The organism is Chamaesiphon minutus PCC 6605, from assembly GCF_000317145.1.
Classification (GTDB): domain Bacteria; phylum Cyanobacteriota; class Cyanobacteriia; order Cyanobacteriales; family Chamaesiphonaceae; genus Chamaesiphon; species Chamaesiphon minutus.
The window spans coordinates 5,922,103-5,944,408 of record NC_019697.1 but is presented as its reverse complement, the minus strand read 5'-3'; the positions used below and the strand labels follow the sequence as shown (position 1 = coordinate 5,944,408).

At 45.9% G+C, this 22,306-nt stretch carries 27 protein-coding genes; 17 read left to right on the top strand and 10 right to left on the bottom strand.

Translation table 11 applies throughout. The features are described 5' to 3' along the window. The first annotated feature begins 69 nt into the window (after positions 1-69). Positions 70-1,005 carry a ribonuclease Z gene (locus CHA6605_RS27165; protein WP_015162575.1) on the top strand — a complete coding sequence of 312 codons (936 nt, stop codon included), beginning with the start codon at positions 70-72 and terminating at the stop codon, positions 1,003-1,005. 209 nt (positions 1,006-1,214) lie between these two features. Here CHA6605_RS27165 and CHA6605_RS27160 read toward each other — a convergent pair whose 3' ends face one another. The 4 genes from CHA6605_RS27160 to CHA6605_RS27145 form a co-directional block, all read right to left on the bottom strand. After that, positions 1,215-1,964 carry a hypothetical protein gene (locus CHA6605_RS27160; protein ID WP_157260117.1) on the bottom strand — a complete coding sequence of 250 codons (750 nt, stop codon included), beginning with the start codon at positions 1,962-1,964 and terminating at the stop codon, positions 1,215-1,217. A gap of 490 nt (positions 1,965-2,454) precedes the next feature. Then, positions 2,455-3,144 carry a hypothetical protein gene (locus CHA6605_RS27155; RefSeq protein WP_015162573.1) on the bottom strand — a complete coding sequence of 230 codons (690 nt, stop codon included), beginning with the start codon at positions 3,142-3,144 and terminating at the stop codon, positions 2,455-2,457. A gap of 59 nt (positions 3,145-3,203) precedes the next feature. Continuing rightward, positions 3,204-3,701, bottom strand: coding sequence for a GNAT family N-acetyltransferase (locus tag CHA6605_RS27150; RefSeq protein WP_015162572.1), 498 nt, complete (start codon positions 3,699-3,701; stop codon positions 3,204-3,206). A 233-nt stretch (positions 3,702-3,934) separates the two neighbouring features. After that, complete coding sequence (locus CHA6605_RS27145) at positions 3,935-4,678, bottom strand: M48 family metallopeptidase (protein WP_015162571.1); 744 nt, start codon at positions 4,676-4,678, stop codon at positions 3,935-3,937. 60 nt (positions 4,679-4,738) lie between these two features. Between CHA6605_RS27145 and CHA6605_RS27140 the strand changes: the two genes are divergently transcribed. Next, positions 4,739-4,885, top strand: coding sequence for a hypothetical protein (locus CHA6605_RS27140; RefSeq protein WP_157260116.1), 147 nt, complete (start codon positions 4,739-4,741; stop codon positions 4,883-4,885). 187 nt (positions 4,886-5,072) lie between these two features. Here CHA6605_RS27140 and CHA6605_RS27135 read toward each other — a convergent pair whose 3' ends face one another. After that, positions 5,073-6,215 carry an alanine--glyoxylate aminotransferase family protein gene (locus CHA6605_RS27135; RefSeq protein WP_015162570.1) on the bottom strand — a complete coding sequence of 381 codons (1,143 nt, stop codon included), beginning with the start codon at positions 6,213-6,215 and terminating at the stop codon, positions 5,073-5,075. 247 nt (positions 6,216-6,462) lie between these two features. Beyond that, entirely contained in the window at positions 6,463-6,900 is a 438-nt protein-coding gene (locus CHA6605_RS27130) for an orange carotenoid protein N-terminal domain-containing protein (protein WP_015162569.1), read from the bottom strand. 722 nt (positions 6,901-7,622) lie between these two features. Here CHA6605_RS27130 and CHA6605_RS27125 point away from each other — a divergent pair. Further along, a complete protein-coding gene (locus CHA6605_RS27125; protein WP_015329006.1) occupies positions 7,623-8,510 on the top strand; it encodes an IS982 family transposase in 888 nt (295 codons plus the stop codon). A gap of 281 nt (positions 8,511-8,791) precedes the next feature. Here CHA6605_RS27125 and CHA6605_RS27120 read toward each other — a convergent pair whose 3' ends face one another. Beyond that, positions 8,792-9,433, bottom strand: a complete 642-nt coding sequence (locus tag CHA6605_RS27120; RefSeq protein ID WP_015162568.1) for a TetR/AcrR family transcriptional regulator — start codon at positions 9,431-9,433, stop codon at positions 8,792-8,794. 206 nt (positions 9,434-9,639) lie between these two features. On the opposite strand from CHA6605_RS27120, the gene CHA6605_RS27115 reads away from it, so the two are divergent. The 8 genes from CHA6605_RS27115 (at position 9,640) to CHA6605_RS27085 (ending at position 15,097) form a co-directional block, all read left to right on the top strand. After that, complete coding sequence (locus tag CHA6605_RS27115; RefSeq protein WP_015162567.1) at positions 9,640-10,911, top strand: glycosyltransferase; 1,272 nt, start codon at positions 9,640-9,642, stop codon at positions 10,909-10,911. A 51-nt stretch (positions 10,912-10,962) separates the two neighbouring features. Beyond that, positions 10,963-11,085 carry a hypothetical protein gene (locus CHA6605_RS36360; RefSeq protein ID WP_269744545.1) on the top strand — a complete coding sequence of 41 codons (123 nt, stop codon included), beginning with the start codon at positions 10,963-10,965 and terminating at the stop codon, positions 11,083-11,085. Between the two features lie 78 nt (positions 11,086-11,163). Next, the gene (locus tag CHA6605_RS27110) at positions 11,164-12,096 is read left to right on the top strand and encodes a helix-turn-helix domain-containing protein (RefSeq protein WP_015162566.1); all 933 of its coding nucleotides are present in this window, start codon (positions 11,164-11,166) and stop codon (positions 12,094-12,096) included. Positions 12,097-12,200: 104 nt separating this feature from the next. Beyond that, positions 12,201-12,596: a nuclear transport factor 2 family protein gene (locus CHA6605_RS27105; RefSeq protein ID WP_015162565.1), complete on the top strand. Its 396-nt coding sequence runs from the start codon at positions 12,201-12,203 to the stop codon at positions 12,594-12,596. 35 nt (positions 12,597-12,631) lie between these two features. Further along, positions 12,632-12,925 carry a hypothetical protein gene (locus CHA6605_RS27100; protein WP_015162564.1) on the top strand — a complete coding sequence of 98 codons (294 nt, stop codon included), beginning with the start codon at positions 12,632-12,634 and terminating at the stop codon, positions 12,923-12,925. A gap of 20 nt (positions 12,926-12,945) precedes the next feature. Beyond that, positions 12,946-13,356, top strand: coding sequence for an ester cyclase (locus CHA6605_RS27095; protein ID WP_015162563.1), 411 nt, complete (start codon positions 12,946-12,948; stop codon positions 13,354-13,356). Between the two features lie 42 nt (positions 13,357-13,398). Next, positions 13,399-14,016, top strand: a complete 618-nt coding sequence (locus tag CHA6605_RS27090) for an NADPH-dependent F420 reductase (RefSeq protein ID WP_015162562.1) — start codon at positions 13,399-13,401, stop codon at positions 14,014-14,016. Positions 14,017-14,092: 76 nt separating this feature from the next. After that, positions 14,093-15,097, top strand: a complete 1,005-nt coding sequence (locus CHA6605_RS27085) for a zinc-dependent alcohol dehydrogenase family protein (protein WP_015162561.1) — start codon at positions 14,093-14,095, stop codon at positions 15,095-15,097. An 18-nt stretch (positions 15,098-15,115) separates the two neighbouring features. Here the strand turns inward: CHA6605_RS27085 and CHA6605_RS27080 are convergent, their stop codons facing one another. Further along, positions 15,116-15,679, bottom strand: a complete 564-nt coding sequence (locus CHA6605_RS27080) for a TetR/AcrR family transcriptional regulator (RefSeq protein WP_015162560.1) — start codon at positions 15,677-15,679, stop codon at positions 15,116-15,118. Between the two features lie 141 nt (positions 15,680-15,820). On the opposite strand from CHA6605_RS27080, the gene CHA6605_RS27075 reads away from it, so the two are divergent. From CHA6605_RS27075 to CHA6605_RS33295, 3 genes are all read left to right on the top strand, one after another. Further along, a complete protein-coding gene (locus CHA6605_RS27075; protein ID WP_041548488.1) occupies positions 15,821-16,024 on the top strand; it encodes a hypothetical protein in 204 nt (67 codons plus the stop codon). Positions 16,025-16,154: 130 nt separating this feature from the next. Then, positions 16,155-16,478 carry an ArsR/SmtB family transcription factor gene (locus tag CHA6605_RS27070; RefSeq protein WP_015162559.1) on the top strand — a complete coding sequence of 108 codons (324 nt, stop codon included), beginning with the start codon at positions 16,155-16,157 and terminating at the stop codon, positions 16,476-16,478. After that, complete coding sequence (locus tag CHA6605_RS33295; protein WP_015162558.1) at positions 16,475-17,434, top strand: SRPBCC domain-containing protein; 960 nt, start codon at positions 16,475-16,477, stop codon at positions 17,432-17,434. The genes CHA6605_RS27070 and CHA6605_RS33295 overlap by 4 nt, the downstream gene beginning before the upstream one ends. A 36-nt stretch (positions 17,435-17,470) precedes the next feature. Here the strand turns inward: CHA6605_RS33295 and CHA6605_RS27055 are convergent, their stop codons facing one another. Beyond that, positions 17,471-17,674, bottom strand: coding sequence for a hypothetical protein (locus CHA6605_RS27055; protein ID WP_041548487.1), 204 nt, complete (start codon positions 17,672-17,674; stop codon positions 17,471-17,473). Positions 17,675-17,768: 94 nt separating this feature from the next. Between CHA6605_RS27055 and CHA6605_RS27050 the strand changes: the two genes are divergently transcribed. Both CHA6605_RS27050 and CHA6605_RS27045 read left to right on the top strand, forming a co-directional pair. Beyond that, entirely contained in the window at positions 17,769-19,142 is a 1,374-nt protein-coding gene (locus tag CHA6605_RS27050) for an IS4 family transposase (RefSeq protein WP_015158054.1), read from the top strand. 223 nt (positions 19,143-19,365) lie between these two features. Continuing rightward, the gene (locus tag CHA6605_RS27045; RefSeq protein WP_015162557.1) at positions 19,366-19,887 is read left to right on the top strand and encodes a GNAT family N-acetyltransferase; all 522 of its coding nucleotides are present in this window, start codon (positions 19,366-19,368) and stop codon (positions 19,885-19,887) included. Here CHA6605_RS27045 and bioA read toward each other — a convergent pair. Next, entirely contained in the window at positions 19,884-21,167 is a 1,284-nt protein-coding gene (gene bioA / locus CHA6605_RS27040) for an adenosylmethionine--8-amino-7-oxononanoate transaminase (RefSeq protein ID WP_015162556.1), read from the bottom strand. The two genes, CHA6605_RS27045 and bioA, sit on opposite strands and share 4 nt — an antisense overlap. Before the next feature lie 160 nt (positions 21,168-21,327). Here bioA and CHA6605_RS27035 point away from each other — a divergent pair, with 160 nt between their 5' ends. Continuing rightward, positions 21,328-22,275 carry a zinc-binding dehydrogenase gene (locus CHA6605_RS27035; protein ID WP_015162555.1) on the top strand — a complete coding sequence of 316 codons (948 nt, stop codon included), beginning with the start codon at positions 21,328-21,330 and terminating at the stop codon, positions 22,273-22,275. Positions 22,276-22,306: the final 31 nt, after the last annotated feature.

Genomic DNA, 22,306 nt, shown 5'->3' with positions numbered 1-22,306 from the left:
TTAAGGACTAAATTGAAGTCCGATTGACAGATTTTTGGGATAGCATTTTATAATTTAGCATCCAATAACGTGCAAATCACCTTCCTTGGCACATCGTCAGGTGTCCCCACAAGGGCGCGCAATGTTTCTAGTATCGCACTCAATCTCCCCCAACGAGCGGAAGTATGGCTATTCGATTGTGGTGAGGCTACCCAACATCAGTTGTTACGCTGCGATGTCAAAATTAGCCAGATTCGGCGCATCTTTGTCACGCATTTGCATGGCGATCATATTTTTGGGCTGATGGGATTGCTGGCTACTTATGGGATGGCAGGTAGTCCGGATCGGATCGATATTTATGGCCCTAAAGGATTAGATGAGTATCTACGGGCGTGTCAAAAGTATTCTTACACTCATTTTAACTATCCGATTAAGGTACACACGATCGAGCCGGGAGTGGTGCATCAGGAGGCAGATTTTACCGTTACTTGCATCCCGCTCAAGCACAAGGTGCCAGCCTATGGTTATCGGGTGAGTGAAACCGACAAGTCAGGAAGATTCAATCTAGAGAAGGCTAAAGAATTAGGGATTCCGTCAGGGCCGATTTATGGCAAGCTCAAAAATGGTGAAGTCGTTACTCTAGCAGATGGTAGGGTAATTAACGGTCGCGATTTATGTGGCGAGACAGAAATCGGGCGCAAATTTGTCTATTGTACCGATACCGTATTCTGCGAAAATTCGATCGAATTAGCAGCAGACGCTGATGTGTTGATTCATGAGTCTACATTCGCCCATGAGGATGCCGAAATGGCCTTCGATCGGCTGCATTCTACCTCGACGATGGCCGCTCAAGTCGCTTTGGGTGCGGGAGCTAAGGAGCTGATTTTGACTCATTTTAGCCCCCGCTATGCACCGGGAAATCCGATCGTGTTAGACGATTTGTTGCAAGCCGCACGCGCGATTTTTCCCCAGACTAAGATGGCTTACGATCTGATGACTCACGAAATAGCACGGAGAATTAATTAATCAGGCGTTGCTAAAGCGGGGAGCGGGGCAAAGAGATCGAAAAAGAGCAAATTGTAACTAGAATCAGCAACGCCGTCGATCGTAATGACTCGAATCAGGAACACACAGCTTAGATAACAGATTTAATCTTACTCCCTCTCCCAGAATGGGGAGAGGGTTGAGGTGAGGTCAAATCCAGTTCGGATTAGTCCTTAATTTCCAACTGTTACTTAATTATTTCTATTAATAGTTCTTCTAATTTGTCTGCGACGAGGTTTTCTAATGGTACGGCGTTTTTTACGCACAGTTGTTGGCGGTTTCACTTCGGCAGGTTGAACGACAGGTGCTTCGACTGGCTTTTCTTCTGTCTTATTACCCCCAAAAAGATTCGTAATTTGAAGGCTTGCTAGCTGCTTCTCTAAAACTTTAGTTTCAGCGATCGTATCAAATGCCCTAATATTGCTCATACTCCCGATCGTTTTTAGGTTCAAAAGCGAAAGGTTGAGCGTTAGATCTGGAGCCACTCGCTCGGCTAAAGATAGTATGCTATAAGCGACAATATATGTCTCGGAACCAATGGTAACGGTTTGGCCTTTGGTGTAATAATTGTTGGCAAAAGCTCCGCCGCCAAATAAACTGACAAAGGCTTGAAAGTTACCAATTTCTAACTGACCGTTGGTACTCATCGCTCGCCATTCGGGAGTTAATTCTCTCAATTTAATTGAGGTGGGAATGCTATTACCTTTTAAAATATCGGCAAAGCTCGGATCTGCTGCTAATAAATTAGATCTGAAACTAACTACTGGCTCAATTTCGGGAATTGCCGCCCAAACCACAGGCTCGAATGCACCGATTGCTATGACTCCCAGCATTCCCCAACAAACTTTTCTAAGATTCAACATACGAGTAGATGTAATGACCTGAGCCATAATATCATCTTGACTCGATCGATCTACCAGATTGCTAAAAGTTATTGGCAATCGCGGTCGATTCCCTTAACCTAAGCGCGCGCTCATGAGATCTAAAAATAATTATTATTTATCAAACTTACGCCTTTGTTATGAAAGTCATCCATTTATTTTCTACTTTCGATCGCTCTGATGGGAAGTTTAGTTCCCCGTTAGTAGAAACAAAGTAGAGGAAGCGACAAAAACTCTACACTAAATGGATGCTCGATCCGGTAATATTTGCAGTTAAAAATGACATTTAGAATGCTAACTTCTGCACTGTCTGCCCCTCTACCGTCGCTCTCCTACGATGGGCAGCACTGGGTCACTGCGATATAACCCCCATCCAGTGCATTGCTCTATTAAATAGAACGTGAAATTATCTTTTTACAAATCATAGGAAGTTAGCAAAAGAAATTGCCCGCTGTCCATAATCCAATATTAGCTAACTATTTCGATTAGAAGATCGTCCTTTTGGATGAGTTTTGAAAATGGTTATTTTGGGTAATGTTATACCACAACATCATATTTCAATCTGTCTGAGTTTGCGTTGATGTTGGTTAAACTGTTTTTGTTCTAAGGTCAATAATTGGGCGTCGGTAGTAGATTGCATATCCCATTGGACTTCAGCGAGGAAAAATAGGATACCTGCGGTAATAGTTCCTGTAAAGAGAAATTGCCAAGTTGAAATATAAGGTAAAAGTGCGATTGCACCTAGATGTAGCAATCCACTCAACAAAAGCGCACGAGAACGCAGTCCCCACGCTGTAATCATATAACCGATCGCGCTCAATCCCAGCCACAATTGACACAGATGCGGCAAGACGATCCAGCCACCACCAAAAATTCCCCAATTAGTCAATAACACCCCACTAATCATCAGTCCTACCCAGGCATAAACCACCCACCGCAGACGCTCGACGGTTACCCAATACCAAGCGAGATGGTAGGTACCCCAGGAGCCAATCAGGGTTAATATCGACCAGGCAACTGCCTGATACGTCCAATTCAAGTCGATAAACTGAGCAGTGGCGAAGACGATTGTGGTAATAACACCCCACAATACAAAAACTTGGTCGATGCGGGTATAAAAGCCGGAAAATAGTTTGGAGTCTCTAAATTGGATGTGGATACGTAGGAGTCCTTCGAGATCTTGCACGTCTAGCGCGTGTTGTTTGCGGCGAAGTATCGGTTCTGGGCTAAAAGCAGTCATTCAAAGGACAGAGTGAAAATTTATATTGGACTAACTATAATCTAGTCCGGGCGATCGGGCTAGGGGTTAATTGATAATTGTCGCCCCAAGATAACTAGATCTCGATCGATTCCATTGAGTTCGGCAATTTGCGGGAGGTAGCCCCACTGCTGAAAATCATGTTTTTTGAATAGATTGAGACTGGGTTGATTGTGGGCGAAAATAAATGCTACCAGTGTTTTTAAATCTAGCTGGGGTGCGGTTTCGATCGCTTTTGATAATAGCCGATCGCCCAATTTTTGGCGGAGCGAATCTGGCGATACATAGATGCTTATCTCTGCTGTATGCCGATAAGCAGCTCGTCCGTAAAACGATCGAAAACTCAACCATGCCTCGATCTTATCTTCTGCTGTTGATACCCACAGCGGACGCAATTCGGGGTTGTGTGCTAAAAACCATTCCATCCGACTGGCTACCGTTACTGGCTCCAAGTCTGCCGTCGCCATCCGTCCGGGAATCGATGTGTTGTAAATTTCAATAATTGCTGGTAAATCTGCAATCGTCGCTTCTCGAATCATAGTGTCGGATCTACGTGGTAACAGTAATTAAAATAGTGACAAGAAACAGTTAAAATTCACAAAAAGCGATAATTTTAATATTAACAACTACACTCGATCGATAATTTAATATTTAGACAAAGATGGTTGGGATATCAGAAAATCGATCGGCTAAAAATTGTCAACTTGCGCTCGAATAGTGGCAGTGTCGATCGAGCCTCATAGCAACTAATATACCAGGAGATTCACATGTGTCAGTTTTCAACGCTGATTGGTAGTCGATTGAGTTCTGCCTGTACGAATCTCCACTTGGGCATAAAAGAGTCCATAAAAGCGATAAAACGACGATTGTGACTTGGTTCCAGCAGATGGACTAATTCGTGGACGACGACGTATTCCAGGCACTCGGCTGGTTTCTTGGCTAGTTCCAGATTGAAGCGGATGGTTTGTAAAGCTGGCGTACAACTACCCCATTTAGTTTTCATCTTTCTGACGGTAAAACTAGTAACACGCACACCCATGACTTTTTCCCATTTGACAATCAGCGGTGGAAGAGCTGCCTCAATTTGCTGGCGATAAAATTCATCGACAAGGGCGCGTTTTGTGGCGATATCGGTACTCGGACGAACGTGCAACACGATCGAATCTTGGCGGAGTTCGATCTGGGGTGGTGCATCGATTTCGATGAGGTTGAGGAGATAGCCTTTGCCCCAAAGATAGTGGCTTTCTCGATCGAGATAAGATCGAGGCGATTCCCGTGTTTGGCTGCGAATTTTTTGTTGCTGTTTTTTAATCCAGTCTAATTTAGAACTAGCAAAGCCCCGAATTGTATCGAGATTCATTCGCAAGGGGGCAGAAATACGGACGTTACCAGCAGGCGGGTAGACGCTGAGATGGACATTTTTAATATTCTTTCGTACCACATCTACAACGATCTCATCTAAATAGAAGCGGAGTTCGCTATCTCGAGCATTCGTGTCGATCGTGTGTATTTTCATTTGTTTCTACAACCATTAAAAAAGTGCCGCTTTAAGTTGTGGTTCGATAATTTTGTTGCCGTGCCAATCATTCGATCGAGTTGTTTTACCTGCGGTATCGGTCGCGAATTTTCATTACCCAACGTCATTAATATACCGCGATCGTCATTCAAACGCGGTTTGAAACTAAAATCTAGCGTTACTGAATCGATGCCAATTAAAGCTTAGGCTGGAAAACATTTCCTAAAAGATTGCAGGAGTTTGGGCGAACCTTGAATGCGAATTTTGCCGCGCAACAGTGCCCAAATTAAGTTTCGCTATTTGGCCAAAAATCCCTGTTAATTTGTCAACATTTTGCCATTGCCACTCGCGAAATTTGCGGTAGGGGCAATGGCAACGCGATCGTCTGCAACGATTAGATAACTTGTGTCAACGCCGCAATCAATCGATCGACACTCTCCTTGCGACTGTTATAACCCATCAACCCCACCCGCCAAACTTTCCCTGCTAATTCGCCCAAACCGCCACCGACCTCAATATTGTGCTCGGTCAGGAGTTGCTTGGCGACGGCTTTACCATCGACACCATCAGGAATGCAGACAGTAGTAAGCGTTGGCAACCGATACTGTTTTTCGACGTGCATCTTTAGCCCGATCGATTCTAAACTCGACCACAGATACTCGACATTCGCTTGGTGTCGCGCCCAACTATTATCGATACCTTCTTCTGAAACTAGGCGCAAAGCTTCGCGCAAACCATAATAGAGATTGATTGGTGCGGTATGGTGATACATCCGCTCTGCACCCCAATATTTACCCAATAACAACATATCTAGATACCAGTTGGGCACCTTCGTCTTGCGGGCTAGTAATTTGGCCATCGCACGCGGACTCATCGTAAATGGCGATGCTCCAGGCGCGCAGCCCAAGCCCTTCTGAGAACAACTGTAGGCCAGATCGACCCCCCACTTATCGAGGTGAATTGGCACGCCACCCAGGCTGGTTACGGTGTCGAGCAGCAGCAAACAGTCATACTCCCGACACAATTCGCCCACGCCGTCGATCGGTTGGCGGCAACCTGTAGATGTCTCAGCATGAACTAGCCCTAAAATTTTAGGACGATGCTCGGCCATCGCAGCACGCAGTTCTTCGATGGAGAAATTCTGCCCCCAAGGTTTAGAAATAGTGCGCACATCTGCACCATAACGTCCCGCCATATCCACCAATCTATTGCCAAAATATCCGGCAACCCCAATCAGCATCACATCTCCAGGCTCGACACTATTGGCGATCGTCGCTTCCATTGCCGCCGAACCAGTACCGCTAACGGCGATCGTGTGTGGGTTGTCGGTTTGCCATGCGTACCGCAGCAGGGATTGAATCTCATCCATAATCTGCAAGAATGCCGGATCTAGATGTCCCAATGGGGTGGTACTCATTGCCTGAAGAACGGTCGGATGAGCATTACAAGGCCCTGGCCCCAATAACAGACGATTGGGAACGCTCAGTGGTTTGAGCTGCTGTAGTTGATTAGTCTCGATCGACATTGCGAGTGTCATGGGGTTGTTCTTGTAGATTTAGTTTCCATTATCACTCGATCGATCGCCCCTCAAATTTAACGATAAGTTACAAAATTGGGGGGGCACCCTCCAATCGGCAGCGAATCACAGGCATCTAATCTAAAGCGGCGAAGAAAGTAGGTTGCGCTTCCAAACCAGCAATTCAAAAGGTGCCATGCTTACATACACGACACCTTTAACTTTAGATCGAATGCGATCTCGATTTGAGACTCAGCAAATTACCGATCTAGATTACTTGCAGCATAAAGCTAATGCGCTGCTCCAAGCTCAGCTTAGAGATCTTGGCGGCAAACTCATCTGTCTGAGCTGGTAATTGATAATCAGACGGCACTTGAATGATGCTGCCCTTCTCCATCCCTTGAGAGAGCAGCAGCCAGACTTCCAACTTAGCATTAGGACTGAGCGCATTGTAAGCGGTGGTCGCACCTGTAGCCTTACCTGAGAGCAAATCGCGCTGTGCTTGTAGTTGTTCTTCTGGAGATAATGCCTCAATTTGGTCGTATACCGCGTTACCAACAACTTCTACGCTTTGAGGAGGTGCGGGTTGTAGCTCGTCTTTTATATCCAAGTAGCCATACCAAAGTAGGCCAAGTTGAGTATCTACATCGAAACTTTTAAAATCGTCTAAAGCTTGTTGAGTATCGGCATCGACAGTGTAAGTCATATAAACTCCAAAAAATGAATTTCTTTGCTACTTTGCAAGAGTGCCGAAGCAAGATTCTCGGTCGGCACCTCCTCAACTTAACGAATCGATCGAGCCGAACAATCCTACAGAAGACAGAGACAACATTCACCCCTAAAGATAGATGTGATGTTGATAAACTGAGGTGTGAATCGCAAAAGTGGGAAATAAGTGATGTTCCGAAAGGCTGTACCTACGGTAGGATTTGCCAACGGGCTGACGGCACAAGTTCATTTTTGAGCGAACTAAAATGTTTTCAATTTATGATTATTAATCCGTTCTGCTACAGATAGATTATCGTGAAATTAATCGATCGATAAATGGTGAGCTGTTAAGTTCGATCGCGAGCAGGAATGCGCGCTCTGTATTCTCTACAAGACGCTACGTGTAGGCTATGCCTACGGAGAACCTGAGTTCGATGAGGCTGTGCCTCATCATCAAATCAAGTCTCTGACTGTGCTTGAGTCATAAACATCAATTATTAAAATGAGATATTTCCAAGTCATTATCAATAAGCTTTGATTATTGATAATGACTTGGAAGTAAAACGTCGATCGATAATTACAAATAATTAACAATTAATAAGTTATTAAAAGTTCTGAGGAGCGGTCGGCAAATAAAAGTACAAATAGCATTGCAACCCTTATGTATAATCTCTGATTCTGGTTAAATTAATATATATATTAGAAAACCACACTTAGATGATGGACTTAACCGAACTATTTTGTGAAATAGATGATTTCTGCCAAGATTGGCTAGCAACTTTTTCATCAATATCTTTCCCTGCCAACGGTAATAGCTTACCAAAACGCTGCGGCCTATCACTGAGCGAGGTCATGACTATTTCTATTCATTTCCATCAGTCAAGCTATCGAACATTTAAGGATTATTACCTCAAAAATGTTTGTCAAAACTTAACTGATTATTTTCCAAAGTTGGTTAGTTACAATAGAATGGTGGAGTTGATGCCAAATGTTTTAATAGCTTGCCTTTATTATCTCAACTCTCGTCAAGGTAAGGTGACTGGAATTAGTTTCGTGGATAGCACGGCTATTCCAGTTTGTCACCCAAAAAGAATTAAAAGAAATAAGGTTTTCAAAGAAACTGCCAAGCTGAGTAAGAGTTCTATGGGATGGTACTTTGGATTCAAGCTTCATTTAATTATTAATGATTGCGGAGAGATATTAAGCTGCAAAATCACACCTGGCAATGTCGATGACCGCACACATTTGCCATCAATGACACAGGGAATATCAGGAAAAATATTTGGAGACAAAGGATATATTAAGAAAGAACTATTTGAAGAATTATTAAATAAAGGATTGCAGCTAATTACGCCACTAAAATCTAATATGAAAAACAAGCTCATCTTGATGGATGACAAAATATCACTTCGGAAACGCTCGCTGATTGAAACGGTAAATGACCAGTTAAAAAATATTTGTTATTTAGTCCATTCTCGCCATCGGAGCTTGCATAATTTCATGCTAAATCTGATTACAGCATTAATTGCTTATACTCATCAACCTAAAAAGCCGAGTTTGAAGCTAGATGAGCCTGCTCAAAACTTCTTTAGTATTGTTCCTATTTAGCCGATTATTTATTTATTAACTTAACTCAATATTTTCAATCATTAATCATCTTAATGATGGGTTTTATCGTGCCAAAATTTACATAAAATTTGCTATTAAGCTGAACATGTTGTCACATCTGAGTTCGATGAGGCTATGCCTCATCGAACTCAGGTGGAGAGGGTTTACGAGCGATCGACGCTTCGGCGGCGCGCAAGCTTCGAGACAGCGATTAAAACCGCTGTGAGTGTAAATCGCTATAGCCGTAATTTAGGGACGTGGCCTTAAGTCATCAATGTTCGCTAAACTTCAGTTCGTGTTGGTAATGACTCCAAAACTTGAAATGCGATCGAGTGAGCCTCCTCCGCCTCCACTCCTAACGTCTTCAAAATCAGCTCGGCGATCTGTTCTGGATAATCTGGCTCTGAATGTCCGCCCAGAATAGTTCGCATCGCCATCAATCCCGTACCCAAAATTAGATCGATCGCTGCTTGTCGATTTGTCACCTGAAACAGCCCTAATCGCATCCCTGTCTCTAGATCCGTCGTTACCCCTGTGGAAATCGTTTCGCTCAATGGAGCAGCCACCAAGCCGCAACGAACGATGACCCAGCCCCAAGTTGCATCCCGCATGGCTTGATGTAGAAATTGCCGAATCGCGATCGCCATCCGTGCGGCGGGATCTTCAATCTGGGCAGATTGCGCCCAAATACTATGGTTCATTTCGTCGCTCAAAGCGGCAGCAACGGCGGTGAGCACTTCCTCGCGCGTCTGGAAATAGTTATAAAACGTGCCCCGCGCCACGGCGGCTTCGGCAATAATCTCGTCGATCGTTACGGCTTCGGCTTCTTTACGGGCAAATACCCGATAAGCGGCGGCTATTAAATTCGATCGAGTGCGTTCTCGTTTTTCTAGACCGATCGATGCTCGTCGCGATGGCTGCATTGTTTTTGATATCCTTTAGCCTACTGCAAAGCCATCGTATTTTACGTGCGATCGCCACTAGATAACAATTAGGTTGTGCCCAGATCCGCGACTTTTTAAAGTCGCGGATCTGTATTCGTGCTGATTTGACGATCGAGATAAATTGACGCTAATATCAAATTGACACTAATGTCAATTTAGCCTCGAACGACTCAGGAGAATTATTGATGCGAATTTTGACGATCGCCCTCGGTTCTCAAGGTGACGTGCAACCCTATGTTGCGCTGGCAAAAGGTTTGCAAGCAGATGGTCACTCAGTGCGGATGATGACCCATACCAACTACGAACGGTTAGTCACATCTCATGGATTAGAGTTCTATCCTGTCAAAGGCAACGTCCAAGAGATCGTCGAGTCGCCGGAAATGCGCGCGCTATTAGAAAAAGGAAATTTCTTGGCAATTAACGCACATACATCTAAACTAGCTCAGGCAGCCGCGATCGACTGGGTGCAGGCGGGTTTAATTGCTAGTCAGGATGTGGATTTAATTGTAGCGGGAGTTGGCGGATTAAACGTTGCGGTTGCACTAGCGGAGAAATTGCAGATACCCTTACTTCCAGCTTTTTTGTTTCCTTTTACGCCGACGCGAGCATTTCCGGGCATCTTGTTTCCCCAGTCGCTCGGCAAGCTTGGTGGTACCTTCAACTGGTTATCGCACCTACTATTGCGGCAGATAATGTGGCAAGGGTTTCGCAAAGCCGATCGTCTTGCCAGACAGCAAGTATTAAACATACTCGCCACATCTTTCTGGGGGCCGTATAAATCGGCGGTAATGCATCGATACCCGACGATTTATGGATTCAGTCCATCTGTCATTCCCAAGCCTGCGGATTGGCATAATACAGAGATTGTCGGCGATTGGTTTTTGGATGCTAGCGATTGGACTCCACCCGCAGACTTGGTAGAATTTCTGCAAAGCGGCGCGCCGCCAGTATATATCGGCTTTGGTAGCATGGGCAGTCGCAAGCCAGAAGAAACCGCAGATTTGGTTTTACAGGCAATAAATCGCACCGGACAACGGGCTATCTTGCAAGCTGGTTGGGGTGGCTTGAGCAAGGCTGACGTACCCGATAATATTTTGATGGTAAATTCCATTCCGCATACTTGGTTATTCCCACGCATGACGGCTGTAGTGCATCATGGTGGTGCGGGGACGACGGCGGCAGGATTCAGAGCGGGCGTACCCTCGATCGTGATTCCCTTCTTTGGCGACCAACCCTTTTGGGGGCAGCGAGTAGCAGATTTAGGTGTGGGCGCACCACCGATTCCCCGCAAGCAATTAACGGTAGAACGCTTGGCACAGGCGATCGACCGAGCGGTGACAGATCCACAAATCCGGCAACGTGCTGCCGAGCTAGGGGCAAAAATTCGAGCTGAGAATGGGGTGGGGACTGTGGTTTCGATCGTGAGATCGATCGACTGTCAACCCGATGTTTTGTAAGGCTTTAAAGTTATTCTTTAGCGGAGTTTTTGACAACTGGCAGCACAGAGGATGATGAAACAACACTCGATGACGACCGAGTCTGACAGTTGGTCGGATTTACTGACTCATGGTTTAGTTGCGATGGGAGCGGCTTCACAGCAAGCGAGATTGCTAGCTATCTCGTTGGTGTAGTCTCTGCTGTGAAGAATCGATTACACTAGAATGAGTCTTCAAGATGCGTTGTGGTGTAAAGTCTCGACTTAAAGCAGAATGACAGCAGCAAAGCCAGTACAACTAGATCGAATTCCCGTCCTTGACTATCGCAAACAACCGGGAGCATCGAATTTGGTGTTGCCACAAGCAGCAATGGTTTCTAATCTAGATCGATCGAATCAGTGGCATTTTGAGGTACAGCAGCAGCCCGCACACGATACGGGCGCACATCTTCACCAGATGCACATCGTGACGATGGTGACATCGGGAACGTCGATAAATCAATCGATCGAGGGTAAATTTCAACAGAATTTAGCAGGATCTAATAACATATTTATGCTGCCTGCGGGGGCGTTACATCGCTGTGAATGGCAGCAAGAGATTGAGTTTATGTTTGTCGGCATCGATCCGCAGTCGCTCGTCAAAATCGCGGAGGAATCGATCGATCGAGATCGAATTGAATTGATTCCCCACTTTGCAACAATTTCAGATCCATTATTGCAGGGAATTTTATTTGCACTCAAGCAAGAATCGATCGCCACTATGCCGAGTTCGCATTTATTCATTGAACAACTGCAAGTAACTTTAGCAATGCATCTGCTCCGCAGTTATAGTGTTCGACAAGTTCCAATCATGACCTATAGCGATGGTTTATCTCATCACAAGTTAGTGCGAGTGACTGAGTATATTGCCGCCCATCTCGATCGAGATTTAGGATTGTCAGAACTAGCTCGACAAGCAGAAATGAGTCAGTTTTATTTCAGTCGATTGTTTAAGCGATCGTTAGGAGTCACACCCCATCAATATGTGATTCAACAACGAGTAGAGCGGGCAAAACGGCTGATTGGGCAATGCCAATTAAGCTTTGCCGAAATAGCTTTGGAATGTGGTTTTGCCAATCAAGGACATCTCAATTGGCATTTTAAGCGGCTGACTGGTGTCACGCCCAAAGAAATAGCAAGAACCTGTAAAAACAGCACGAATCTATAAGAACTTAGAGGGATCGACTGGCTATGCTAGCGATCTGGGAAATTGTCGATCGATCGAATCGATCGCTACACATAATATCCACATAGTTAAGCTGGAGCAATAGCGTGTCTACTAATAATCGGATGCATGAGTTGATTGAATTCTTCAAAACCAATCCGCCACCAGAAGCTATCTATGAAGAATATTATGCTGAAAATGTTGTCGTTCGCGAAAACCAACAACCGCCACGCGTCGGACGAGCTTTGAGCATCGAACGCCAGAAGCTGATGAATGCGAATATCAAAGAAGTCCATGAGTTCAAAATCGGGGCAATTTTAGTCGATGGAGATCGATCGATGGCCGAAATGTCTTTAGATGCGACTACTCACGATGGCTATCGCATCAAGCTAGAAGAAGTTGGCTTGCAGACTTGGCAAGATGGCAAAATTATTCACGAACGCTACTTCTACGATCCTGCGAGCTTTGATGGTAAAGCTAAGGAATATAACCAAATGCATTAGATAAATTGAATGTTGAAACTTAGGTATTTAGAACTATGCAAGTTTTAGTTATCGCACGCGTTAAAGCTGGAATATCGATCGATCGAGTGTTGCCTTTGGTGAGTGCAGAAGCAGCTCAAGTATGGGAGTTTTGTACAGTCGAACAAATTCGGCAGATGTATTATATTGCCGATATGAGTGGGGCTGTGATGCTCTGGGAAGGAGAAAGTGTCGAATCTGTTACTCAAGAAACACAAAAACTCCCGATGGTTAAAGAAGGTATTCTCACCTGTGAAGTTTTACCACTCAAATCCTACACAGGCTATGCATCGTTATTTGTAAAAAAATAAGTAGGAGAAATACTATATTGATGAATAATCCTGGGAATAAACAAATTGTAATGCGTTTTTATGAGGCATTTAACGATCGCAACTTAGATAAACTCGATCGTGTACTGCAATCGGGTTGGATGATTCACCCTCAATTGCCAGGGCAAGGTTCGGCACTTCAAAAGTACAAGCCGATCGCAGCAGCTTTTTTAGCAGCCTTTCCCGATCTCCAATTCAAGATCGAAGGCACGATCGCAGAGGACGATACAGTTGCCGTACGTGCGACGATCGTGGGAACGCAGCGGGGTAAATGGCTGGGTGTTGCCCCCACAGGACAACGCATCCAGATTGTCGCTCACGATTTTCATCGCATTGAAGCAGGGCAGATTGCAGAATCTTGGCATCTTGAAGATTGGCTGTTAGGAATGCAACAGATGAAGGCGACTATTTAGTCGGGATTCCAGTAAATTATAGTTAGAGCGGGAGCAATATCCATGAAAATTGGTGTAGTCGGAGCGGGTGGAATTGGCGGAACAGTCGGCACACTGTGGGCAAAAGCTGGGCATGAAGTCTTCTTTAGTTCGCGCAATCCAGAGAAACTCACAGAGTTGGTGACAACTGCTGGAGCCAATACCCAGGCGGGATCGATCGCCGAAGCTGCGGCATTTGGCGATGTAATTTTTCTGTCGGTGTATTATTGGACGACGGATGAAGCGATTGCTGCTTGCGGTAACATCGACGGCAAGATCTTAATTGATGCGACCAATCCTTATCTCCGCACGGATGGCAATATCCACCGCGTTCCGGGTGCCAGCTCTGGCTTGGAACTGGCAGCCAAACTGCCACAAGTGCATGTCGTCAAAGCCTACAATACCCTCCCCACCGCTACATTCGCCACCGAGCATCATCGCGCCGATCCTTATGCCTTGTTCTATTGCGGCGACGATCCGGAGGCAAAAGCAACAGTCGATCGATTGATTACTGACAGCGGTTTTGCCGGAGTCGATATCGGTAAACTCGATCGAGTCATACACCAAGAACCAGGCGGGGTGCTCTACAATCACCCGATGTTGGTTGCAGAAGCTCAAAAACACTTACCGTCTTTGATGTAGGTTCTGTGAATTGGGTATTGCCTCAGCAAATAATTCTGGAACTGAGAAATTATTGTGTGTCGATCGAGATTAATTTATGAAAGCATATCAGATTCAAACCGCTGCCGGAATCGACGGACTCAAACTGGTGGATTTACCAGAACCACAGCCAGGAGCAGGGCAAGTATTGGTAAGGGTACGCGCTACTTCACTCAATTATCGAGATACCGCTGTCGTTAGTGGCAGGTACCCCGGACAAACTTTACCGATTATTCCGCTCTCAGATGGCGCGGGGGAAGTCGTAGCCGTCGGCGCGGGAGTAACGCGGGTAATAGTAGGCGATCGCGTGGCGGGTATTTTCTTTCAGGATTGGATTGCAGGTAAACTCGATCGACAGAAAATCAAATCGGCTCTAGGTGGCGCGATCGATGGCATGTTATCAGAATACGTCGTATTAAGTCAGGAGGGGGTGGTAATCTTACCCGCACACTTATCCTATGAAGAGGGTGCAACCTTACCTTGTGCGGCGGTGACGGCTTGGCAAGCTTTGGTACATCGCGGCGGCACGATCGCAGGGGAAACTGTCTTATTATTGGGTACGGGTGGGGTGTCGATCTTCGCTCTCCAATTTGCCAAAATCCTGGGAGCGAAGGTAATTATTACTTCCAGTAGCGATGAAAAATTAGCACGAGCAAAACAACTAGGTGCGGATGAAACTATCAACTATAAAATGTTCCCCAATTGGGAAGAAAAAGTCTACGAACTGACACAACAACAAGGTGTCGATCGAGTCATTGAAGTTGGTGGTGCCGGAACGCTAGAAAAATCCTTGCGAGCGACAAGTATCGGCGGAAAAGTGAGTTTAATTGGCGTACTAGGCGGTGCGGGAGAAGTCAATCATGCCCAAATTCTGATGAAAGCGATCGACATTCAGGGTATTTACGTCGGCAGTCGCGAGATGTTTGAAACCATGATTCGCGCGATCTCACTGCATCAAATTCAGCCTATTATCGATCGAGTTTTCCCCTTCGCTGAAGCACCAAATGCCTATCGTCATCTGCAAAGTGGCTCTCACTTTGGTAAGGTGGTTATTCAAGTTTGAAGACGATGCTAACACAACTCATTCATAAGCTCTAATCAACCTCGTTGCTACTTGGTGTAAGTCGATCTGACGCGATCGATCCAACCGCCGCTGCACAAAAGCACCATCGACTAGTAACATCAATCCGGCACTCAATTCTTCAGCTTGGTTAATGCCGCTGGCTGTTGCCAATTCCGTCAGCCGATCGCGCATTTTAGTCTTGTGGGCGATGGCTACTCGATGCCCTGGATAGTCGCTATCGGGAAATTCACTGGCTACTATCAGAAATGGACAGCCCTGATTCTCCTCGGTGGCTATCAATTTAGCTAACCAGTCAAAGATCGCGATTAGCTGCTGCTGTGGATTACCCGCAGACTGGCTGACAGCTTCTTCAAACAACTCCCAAAACCGTCGATCTCGATCTTCCAAATAGGCAATTACCAAGTCATCCTTCGCCGGGAAGTATCGGTAGAAGGTCGTTTTTGCTACTTCCGATCGAGCAATAATCGTATCTACCCCGATCGCTCGGATTCCTTGCTGGTAAAACAGTGTGTCGGCAGTGTTCAAAATGCGATCGCGGGCATCAGTAGCGTTTCTGGGCATGGTAGTTTGTCGATCGAAACAATCTTTGTTCGATTATAACTTGACAAGCTACAGACCTGTCTGTTTATATTGAAAATATCAAAACAAAACAGACCTGTCTGTTTATCAGGAGCAGCCAAATGAAGATTGGAATAAACTGTGATGCAGTTAGCTGAAGAGATTGGGTTTGTAGCCATCGATAGTGGTGGCTTGCGAAATGCTCGTTTACTTGAGGGAATTGCAGACTTTGTAAGGTTTTTGGCGATCGGGCAATTGCAGAATTTTTACACGACAATCTCGGTAAAAGTTTTGCCAGCGGTAGAACAGTCACGATTGGGTGGACGACAAGCTTCTAGTTTGAAATAAATAGATCCATAGCAGTATTAGAGTCCGATCGATCGCCAACTTGTTGGTGCTTAAGAGCAGGCTGAAGCAAGCTTGACAATTAAGCAAATGCTTAAGTATTATTTAATTAAGCATTTGCTTAATTATCTCTATGAATCGATCGATTGCCAGTACCGACATTTTTCAAGCGATCGCCGATCCCACTCGGCGGGCGATTCTCGAGCGGTTGCAGCATGGCGAGCAGCCTGTCAAGCAGCTTGCCGAACCATTTGCAATGTCTTTACCTGCTATTTCCCAACACCTGCAAATCTTATCCGCAGCGGGATTAGTCATCCAGCATCGCCGGGGACGGCAGCGGATCTACCGACTCAATCCATTATCCCTCAAGCCAGTATCGGACTGGGTCAGCCAATACGAACAGTTTTGGACGGCAAAACTGGATGCTTTAGGTGAGTATCTGGAGGAACGCTCGTGAGCCAAGAAATCGTGCTGGAAACGTTTTATCCCCATCCACCAGAGCGCGTTTGGCAGGCACTAACCGATCGCCGTGCTTTAAGTGTCTGGATGATGGACAACAATTTTGAAGCTCGCTTGGGGCATCAGTTTCGGTTTCAAAGTCGTCCGCTACCAGGGTTGGAAGTCACAATTTACTGCCAAGTGCTAGAAGTGGAGGCCCCAACACGTCTAGTTTATAGCTGGAAAGAGCATCCATCGGATACACCCTCACGAGTAATCTGGACATTATTTCCAGTCGCAGGCGGCACCCAAGTCCGACTCGTGCATCGAGCGACAGGTTCTGTGTCGATTCCTGGATTTGGGCTGCCAAACCCTGTTGGCGTAGCCTCTCCTGCGGAAAATCGCTCGCTGTATAGGGAGATTGATTCTCGATTCACATCGGCAATCGCGATCGCACATCCCTTCCAGATCGCCTCTTCTACCTCAAAAGACGGCTTATATCAATGTTCGGGATTCCTCAACTACCAAACCAACTGGCATTACTGGTTGCACCAAAAATTACCTGGAGTATTAACTATGAGTTCAGATCGGCAGCTTCTGCAAACTTTATACACAGCCTTCAATAACCACGAGCTGGAAACGATCGTTGAGGTGATGCACCCAGACGTGAAATGGGCCAACGGCGTAGAAGGCGGTTTCGTGTATGGCCGCGACGCGGTGCGCGAATACTGGACTAATCAATATAATGTTATTCAAGTGCAGCTTGAAGCCTTAAAGTTTGAGACTGACGAACACAATCGAAATGTCGTTACCGTTCATCAAATCGTCAGAGATTTGCAGGGCAATTTGCTTGCGGATATGACAGTTAAGCAAATCTTTACTATGGATAATGGCTCGATCGTTCTCTATGAAATTGGCGAAACTGAAACAATTCAAGAGACGATCCAACAGACAAAAGCTGCTAAAGCGCAATGATTTTGCGGCGATCGTTATGAGGGTGGGTTTGGATCGTCAGCAACGAAATGTGCGGAGGTTTCCTCCGCACATTAAATATCTAGCTCGAATAACTTTGTTTGGATCGAAACCTTTTGCGCGGAGAGCGGCGATTAATTTTTCCTTCTCTTCGCGTTCTCGATCGGCTCTCAAGCTCTCCTGTTCGGCTCTTTGGCATTCGGTTTCAATCTGTTCTACCGCCCAAGGTAAGATTGCCGACATTCGTGACAAGTTAAGAAAATCAGAGATTTGTCAAAAAGGTAATAAAAAGATGCCAAACTGTTTCTAGTCAAGAGTTTGAGGGAATAGAGGCCTGATGACCAGCCGCCGAAGAAGTAACCGCGACCACGCCAAAAAGAACCACCAACCAGGTGTGGAAGATGAGATCATCGCCGCTCAAGTAGAGGCTTTATTGACACCAGCAATTTTCAATCAAAGTCATTACTACCGACAATTAGGGCTGAGAAATCGGCTGTTAAATTTACCCTTGATGATGGCAGCAGTGCTGACGCTACTGTGGCGGAATGTGCCAGGAGTCAGAGAACTAAGCCGAATGTTAGGGCGAGAAGGATTTTTGTGGTGTGAGCCAACACAAGTAAGTCAACAGGCGATTGCACAAAGATTTCTGACCTTTCCATCTGAGTTATTTGAGAGAGTGTTTAAGGAATTACTGCCAGAATTTAGAGTGAAGTGGCACCAGAGAAAACAGCGATTGTTGCCACAAAGCATTGAATTTGCTCAAGCAAAATTTGAGCGGATTTGGGCATGTGATGGCTCCACATTGGAAGCGATATTCAAGAAATTAGATAGCTTATCTGATGTGCCAATCGGACAACTAGCGGGAAAAATGGGAGTAGTCATAGATTTGGTGACGAGATTGCCGATTGAAATCTGGTTTAGAGAAAATCCCAAAGCTTCAGATGTTAATTTTGAGAAAGATATCCTGAATTTAGTAACATCGGGCACTTTATTGCTCTTGGATCGAGGCTTCTATCATTTCCAATTTTGGCAAGAATTAATTAACAGAGATATTCATTTTATTACTCGATTAAAAAAAGGTGCATCGCTACAGATAGAGCGAGTATTTAGCAATAGTTATAGTATCCGTGACCGAATAGTGCGGATGGGGTCTGGCACCAAAAAGACTCCATATATAACTGTAAGATTAGTCGAAATTAAAGTGGGTAAAGTCTGGTATTCTTATCTAACTAGTGTACTCGACCCATTGAATCTTCCTCCCTATGTAGTCGCCGATTTGTACGGAAGACGGTGGCGAATTGAAGAGGCTTTTAATACTGTTAAACGATTGCTCGGGTTGAGTTATTTATGGACTGGTTCAGTTAATGGAATTAAATTACAGATGTGGGGGACTTGGCTGTTTTATGCAGTTCTAGTCGATTTAGGTGATGCTGTAGCTGATGAATTATCTCTCCCATTCGACCGCATTTCTTTAGAGATGATTTATCGAGGTCTTTATCACTTTCATGTAGCTCATCATAAAGGTTTAGCTGCCAATCCAGTCACCTATTTTGCTGCCCCAGAGAATCAAGATTTAGGTATTGTTAAAACTGTTCGTAAACCTAATGTTAAGTTAATTATTGCACCTTTTCCTGATTCTATGAGTCGAACAGACAATTTTTTCTTCGACTCATCGCCTCAAGCCCGCTTGACAAGTGCGATCGCTTCTTAACTTGTCACTAATGGATTGCCGAAGACTGGTTCCACCACCGCAGCCAATAGCCATTGAGATCGGGTTTAGTTTCTGGCCAAGTTCCTAAATAGAGAGCGATTGCTGGTAGTCAATGACGACCGTCTGAAGGACAAAGGGTTGCAATAATCAATAATCTTGCTTGATTTCCCAATGAACGGGGAGGCTTGACACCTATTTTTCTTGGTAATTCGTCGATCGTAAAATGGAAATCCGATTTCTAAACTCGCAGGATGTCACTGCTTACTATGCGCTGCGGCTCCAAGCACTGCAAGAGTCACCAACAGCATTTGGTTCTAGTTACGAGCAAGAAGCTTGTCTGCCGATGGCTGACTTTGCCGCTAGAGTCTGCCCTGCCGATTCCATCAATGGTATTTTCGGTGCCTTTGACGATACCAACGATCGACTCATCGGGATGCTCGGCTTTTCGCGCGAGAGCCGTCTGAAGCGCGCCCACATCGGCAATCTCTGGAGTATGTACGTTGTGCCTGAATTTCGCAGTCGCGGCTTGGGATCTGCCCTGCTCGATGCGGCATTATCCCATGCCAAAGGACTTGGCGTCCTGAGACAGATCGTCCTCGGTGTAACTGCAAACAATTTAGCCGCCTCCTCCCTTTACAAATCTCGCGGTTTCCAGCCTTTCGGCTTCGAGCGGGATGCTTTATTTGTAGATGGTGTGTATTTTGATGAAGAGCATCTCGTCTTACACTTCGATCGTTGCGATTAAATTCGATCGACTATTTTATAAATAGCACTAGTAATCGCAGTTAGTTCCGATCGTTGAATGATATACGGCGGCATCGTATAGATCAGCCGCCCAAACGGACGCAACCATACCCCCTCTTCGACAAAGCGCGGCTGGATCGCTTGCATATTCACCGGATCGTGTAACTCTACTACCCCGATTGCCCCTAGTACCCGCACGTCCTTAACTGCGGCCAAACTCCGACAAGGTTCTAGTTCGGCTTTGAGCTGAGTTTCGATCGATCGAATTGTCGATTGCCAATCGTAACTTTCGAGCAAAGCCAAATTTGCGAGCGACACCGCACAAGCCAAGGGATTAGCCATAAATGTGGGGCCATGCATAAAGACACCTGCTTCACCTGCTGCAAAAGTCTCGCTAATCTCTCGCGTCGTCAGCGTCGCAGCCAGAGACATAAAACCGCCAGATAGAGCCTTACCCACACACATAATGTCTGGACATACCGCCGCGTATTCGCAGGCAAACATTTTGCCCGTGCGGCCAAAGCCAGTGGCAATTTCATCTAAGATCAGCAAGACATTGTATTCTTCGCATAACGCCTTGGCTTGACGCACGTATTCGGGATGATAAAAGCGCATCCCCCCAGCATTTTGCACTACTGGCTCAAAAATGGCTGCGGCAATCCGATCGTGGTGAGCTGCTAGCAATGCTGCAAAACTGTCGAGATCTCGTTGTTGCCAATCATCGTCGAAGGCTATCTGCGGTGCATCAGCGAAGTATTGCTGAGTCAAAATATTGCCAAACAGATGGTGCATCCCATTCACCGGATCGCAGGCTGACATAGCCGCAAAGGTGTCCCCATGATAGCCATTGCGAATGGTCAGAAACCGCTGCTTTTGCGGTAAGCCGCGATTGTACCAATACTGCACTGCCATCTTCATGGCGACTTCTACAGCTACCGAGCCAGAGTCGCAAAAAAACACCTGCTGGAGTTCCGCTGGTGTCATGGCAACCAATTTCATCGCCAAATCTACCGCTGGCTGGTGAGTCAAACCGCCAAACATAATGTGCGACATCCGATCGATCTGCGCGTGGGCTGCTTGGTTTAAGTGGGGATGGTTATAACCATGAATGCAAGTCCACCAAGAGGATATACCATCAATGAGCGATCGACCATCCATTAACTGAATATATACGCCCTGTGCTGACTCGACTGGAAATACTGGTAACAGGTTGGGCATGGCTGCATAGGGATGCCAAACATGCAGGCGATCGAAATTGAGGAGTTGTTCTAAAGACGGCATGGATTGTGAGGGTCGATATTGCTAGTATATTCTCAATGCTCGATCGATCGAGCAGATCTGGTTCGGTTGTTGTCGATCGACGATAAGTTATCGATCTAAAATATCGATCGAATCTTGACGAAACCAGGTAGATTTTGACAATAACAGGAATACTAAATACATGGACGCACCTAACCTCATTCGCGCAGTTGTTGTCGATCCTTCAGTGCCAGAAAGATTGGTAATTAAATCGGTCGAACTGGCCGCACCATTACCCAATGAAGCGATCGTCCGAGTTGCCGCCATCTCTCTCAATCGCGGCGAAGTGCGTCGTTCGCAAACTGCCGCAGCCGGATGGCGACCGGGTTGGGACTTTGCAGGCACGATCGATACACCCGCCGCTGATGGTTCGGGATTTCCGGCGGGAACTCGGATTGTCGGATTTATGGCTCAAGGGGCTTGGGCAGAGCGAGTCGTGGTGCCGACTCACGCGATCGCCGCTCTGCCGGATACCGTGTCGTTTCAAGCGGCTGCAACGCTGCCTGTTGCCGGACTAACCGCACTACTGGCTCTCGAACGTGGGGGACTATTATTAACTCGATCGGTACTGATTACCGGGGCATCTGGCGGGGTTGGCTACTTTGCTTGTCAGTTAGCCGCGCGTTCTGGAGCGATCGTTACTGCCCAAGTTCGTCGCTCGGAACAGGTCGATTTTGTGACGATGGCTGGCGCGCATCAAGTTATTGTCGGCAATGATTTCTCAGCTTACGCGCCTTATAGTTTGGCACTCGATTCTGTCGGTGGGGATATTTTACCGAGAGTATTAGAAAGTCTGGCACCAGACGGTACCTGTGTAATGTTTGGTGCGACGGCGGGTACAGAAATTACTTTTAATGCATCCAAATTTTATGGTGGTGGCGGTTTGAGTTTATATGGGTTTATTCTGTTTCACGAACTTAAGAAGCAAACTGCGGCAGCGGGTTTAGCGCGGTTGGTGGGGTTAGTTGCAACGGGAGAATTAATTCCCCACATCGATCTCGAAGCTCCATGGACGGAAATTGCTACTGTCGCCCAACAATTGACCGATCGACAGTTTCTCGGTAAAGCAGTTTTACACGTTCGAGGCTGATTTCTGTTGTTTTTAATATCATTGACGATCG

Bases quoted from the DNA above. Each gene is read 5' to 3' on its own strand.
- CHA6605_RS27070 (WP_015162559.1), top strand. From the start codon at position 16,155: ATGAATCGATCGATTGCCAGTACCGACATTTTTCAAGCGATCGCCGAT.
- CHA6605_RS27055 (WP_041548487.1), bottom strand. From the start codon at position 17,674: ATGTCGGCAATCTTACCTTGGGCGGTAGAACAGATTGAAACCGAATGC.
- CHA6605_RS27080 (WP_015162560.1), bottom strand. From the start codon at position 15,679: ATGCCCAGAAACGCTACTGATGCCCGCGATCGCATTTTGAACACTGCC.
- CHA6605_RS27095 (WP_015162563.1), top strand. From the start codon at position 12,946: ATGAATAATCCTGGGAATAAACAAATTGTAATGCGTTTTTATGAGGCA.
- CHA6605_RS27085 (WP_015162561.1), top strand. From the start codon at position 14,093: ATGAAAGCATATCAGATTCAAACCGCTGCCGGAATCGACGGACTCAAA.
- CHA6605_RS27050 (WP_015158054.1), top strand. From the start codon at position 17,769: ATGACCAGCCGCCGAAGAAGTAACCGCGACCACGCCAAAAAGAACCAC.
- CHA6605_RS27125 (WP_015329006.1), top strand. From the start codon at position 7,623: ATGGACTTAACCGAACTATTTTGTGAAATAGATGATTTCTGCCAAGAT.
- CHA6605_RS27155 (WP_015162573.1), bottom strand. From the start codon at position 3,144: ATGACTGCTTTTAGCCCAGAACCGATACTTCGCCGCAAACAACACGCG.
- CHA6605_RS27045 (WP_015162557.1), top strand. From the start codon at position 19,366: ATGGAAATCCGATTTCTAAACTCGCAGGATGTCACTGCTTACTATGCG.
- bioA (WP_015162556.1), bottom strand. From the start codon at position 21,167: ATGCCGTCTTTAGAACAACTCCTCAATTTCGATCGCCTGCATGTTTGG.
- CHA6605_RS27075 (WP_041548488.1), top strand. From the start codon at position 15,821: ATGCAGTTAGCTGAAGAGATTGGGTTTGTAGCCATCGATAGTGGTGGC.
- CHA6605_RS27100 (WP_015162564.1), top strand. From the start codon at position 12,632: ATGCAAGTTTTAGTTATCGCACGCGTTAAAGCTGGAATATCGATCGAT.
- CHA6605_RS27110 (WP_015162566.1), top strand. From the start codon at position 11,164: ATGACAGCAGCAAAGCCAGTACAACTAGATCGAATTCCCGTCCTTGAC.
- CHA6605_RS27135 (WP_015162570.1), bottom strand. From the start codon at position 6,215: ATGACACTCGCAATGTCGATCGAGACTAATCAACTACAGCAGCTCAAA.
- CHA6605_RS36360 (WP_269744545.1), top strand. From the start codon at position 10,963: ATGATGAAACAACACTCGATGACGACCGAGTCTGACAGTTGGTCGGAT.
- CHA6605_RS27115 (WP_015162567.1), top strand. From the start codon at position 9,640: ATGCGAATTTTGACGATCGCCCTCGGTTCTCAAGGTGACGTGCAACCC.
- CHA6605_RS27090 (WP_015162562.1), top strand. From the start codon at position 13,399: ATGAAAATTGGTGTAGTCGGAGCGGGTGGAATTGGCGGAACAGTCGGC.
- CHA6605_RS27035 (WP_015162555.1), top strand. From the start codon at position 21,328: ATGGACGCACCTAACCTCATTCGCGCAGTTGTTGTCGATCCTTCAGTG.
- CHA6605_RS27130 (WP_015162569.1), bottom strand. From the start codon at position 6,900: ATGACTTACACTGTCGATGCCGATACTCAACAAGCTTTAGACGATTTT.
- CHA6605_RS27150 (WP_015162572.1), bottom strand. From the start codon at position 3,701: ATGATTCGAGAAGCGACGATTGCAGATTTACCAGCAATTATTGAAATT.
- CHA6605_RS27120 (WP_015162568.1), bottom strand. From the start codon at position 9,433: ATGCAGCCATCGCGACGAGCATCGATCGGTCTAGAAAAACGAGAACGC.
- CHA6605_RS27145 (WP_015162571.1), bottom strand. From the start codon at position 4,678: ATGAAAATACACACGATCGACACGAATGCTCGAGATAGCGAACTCCGC.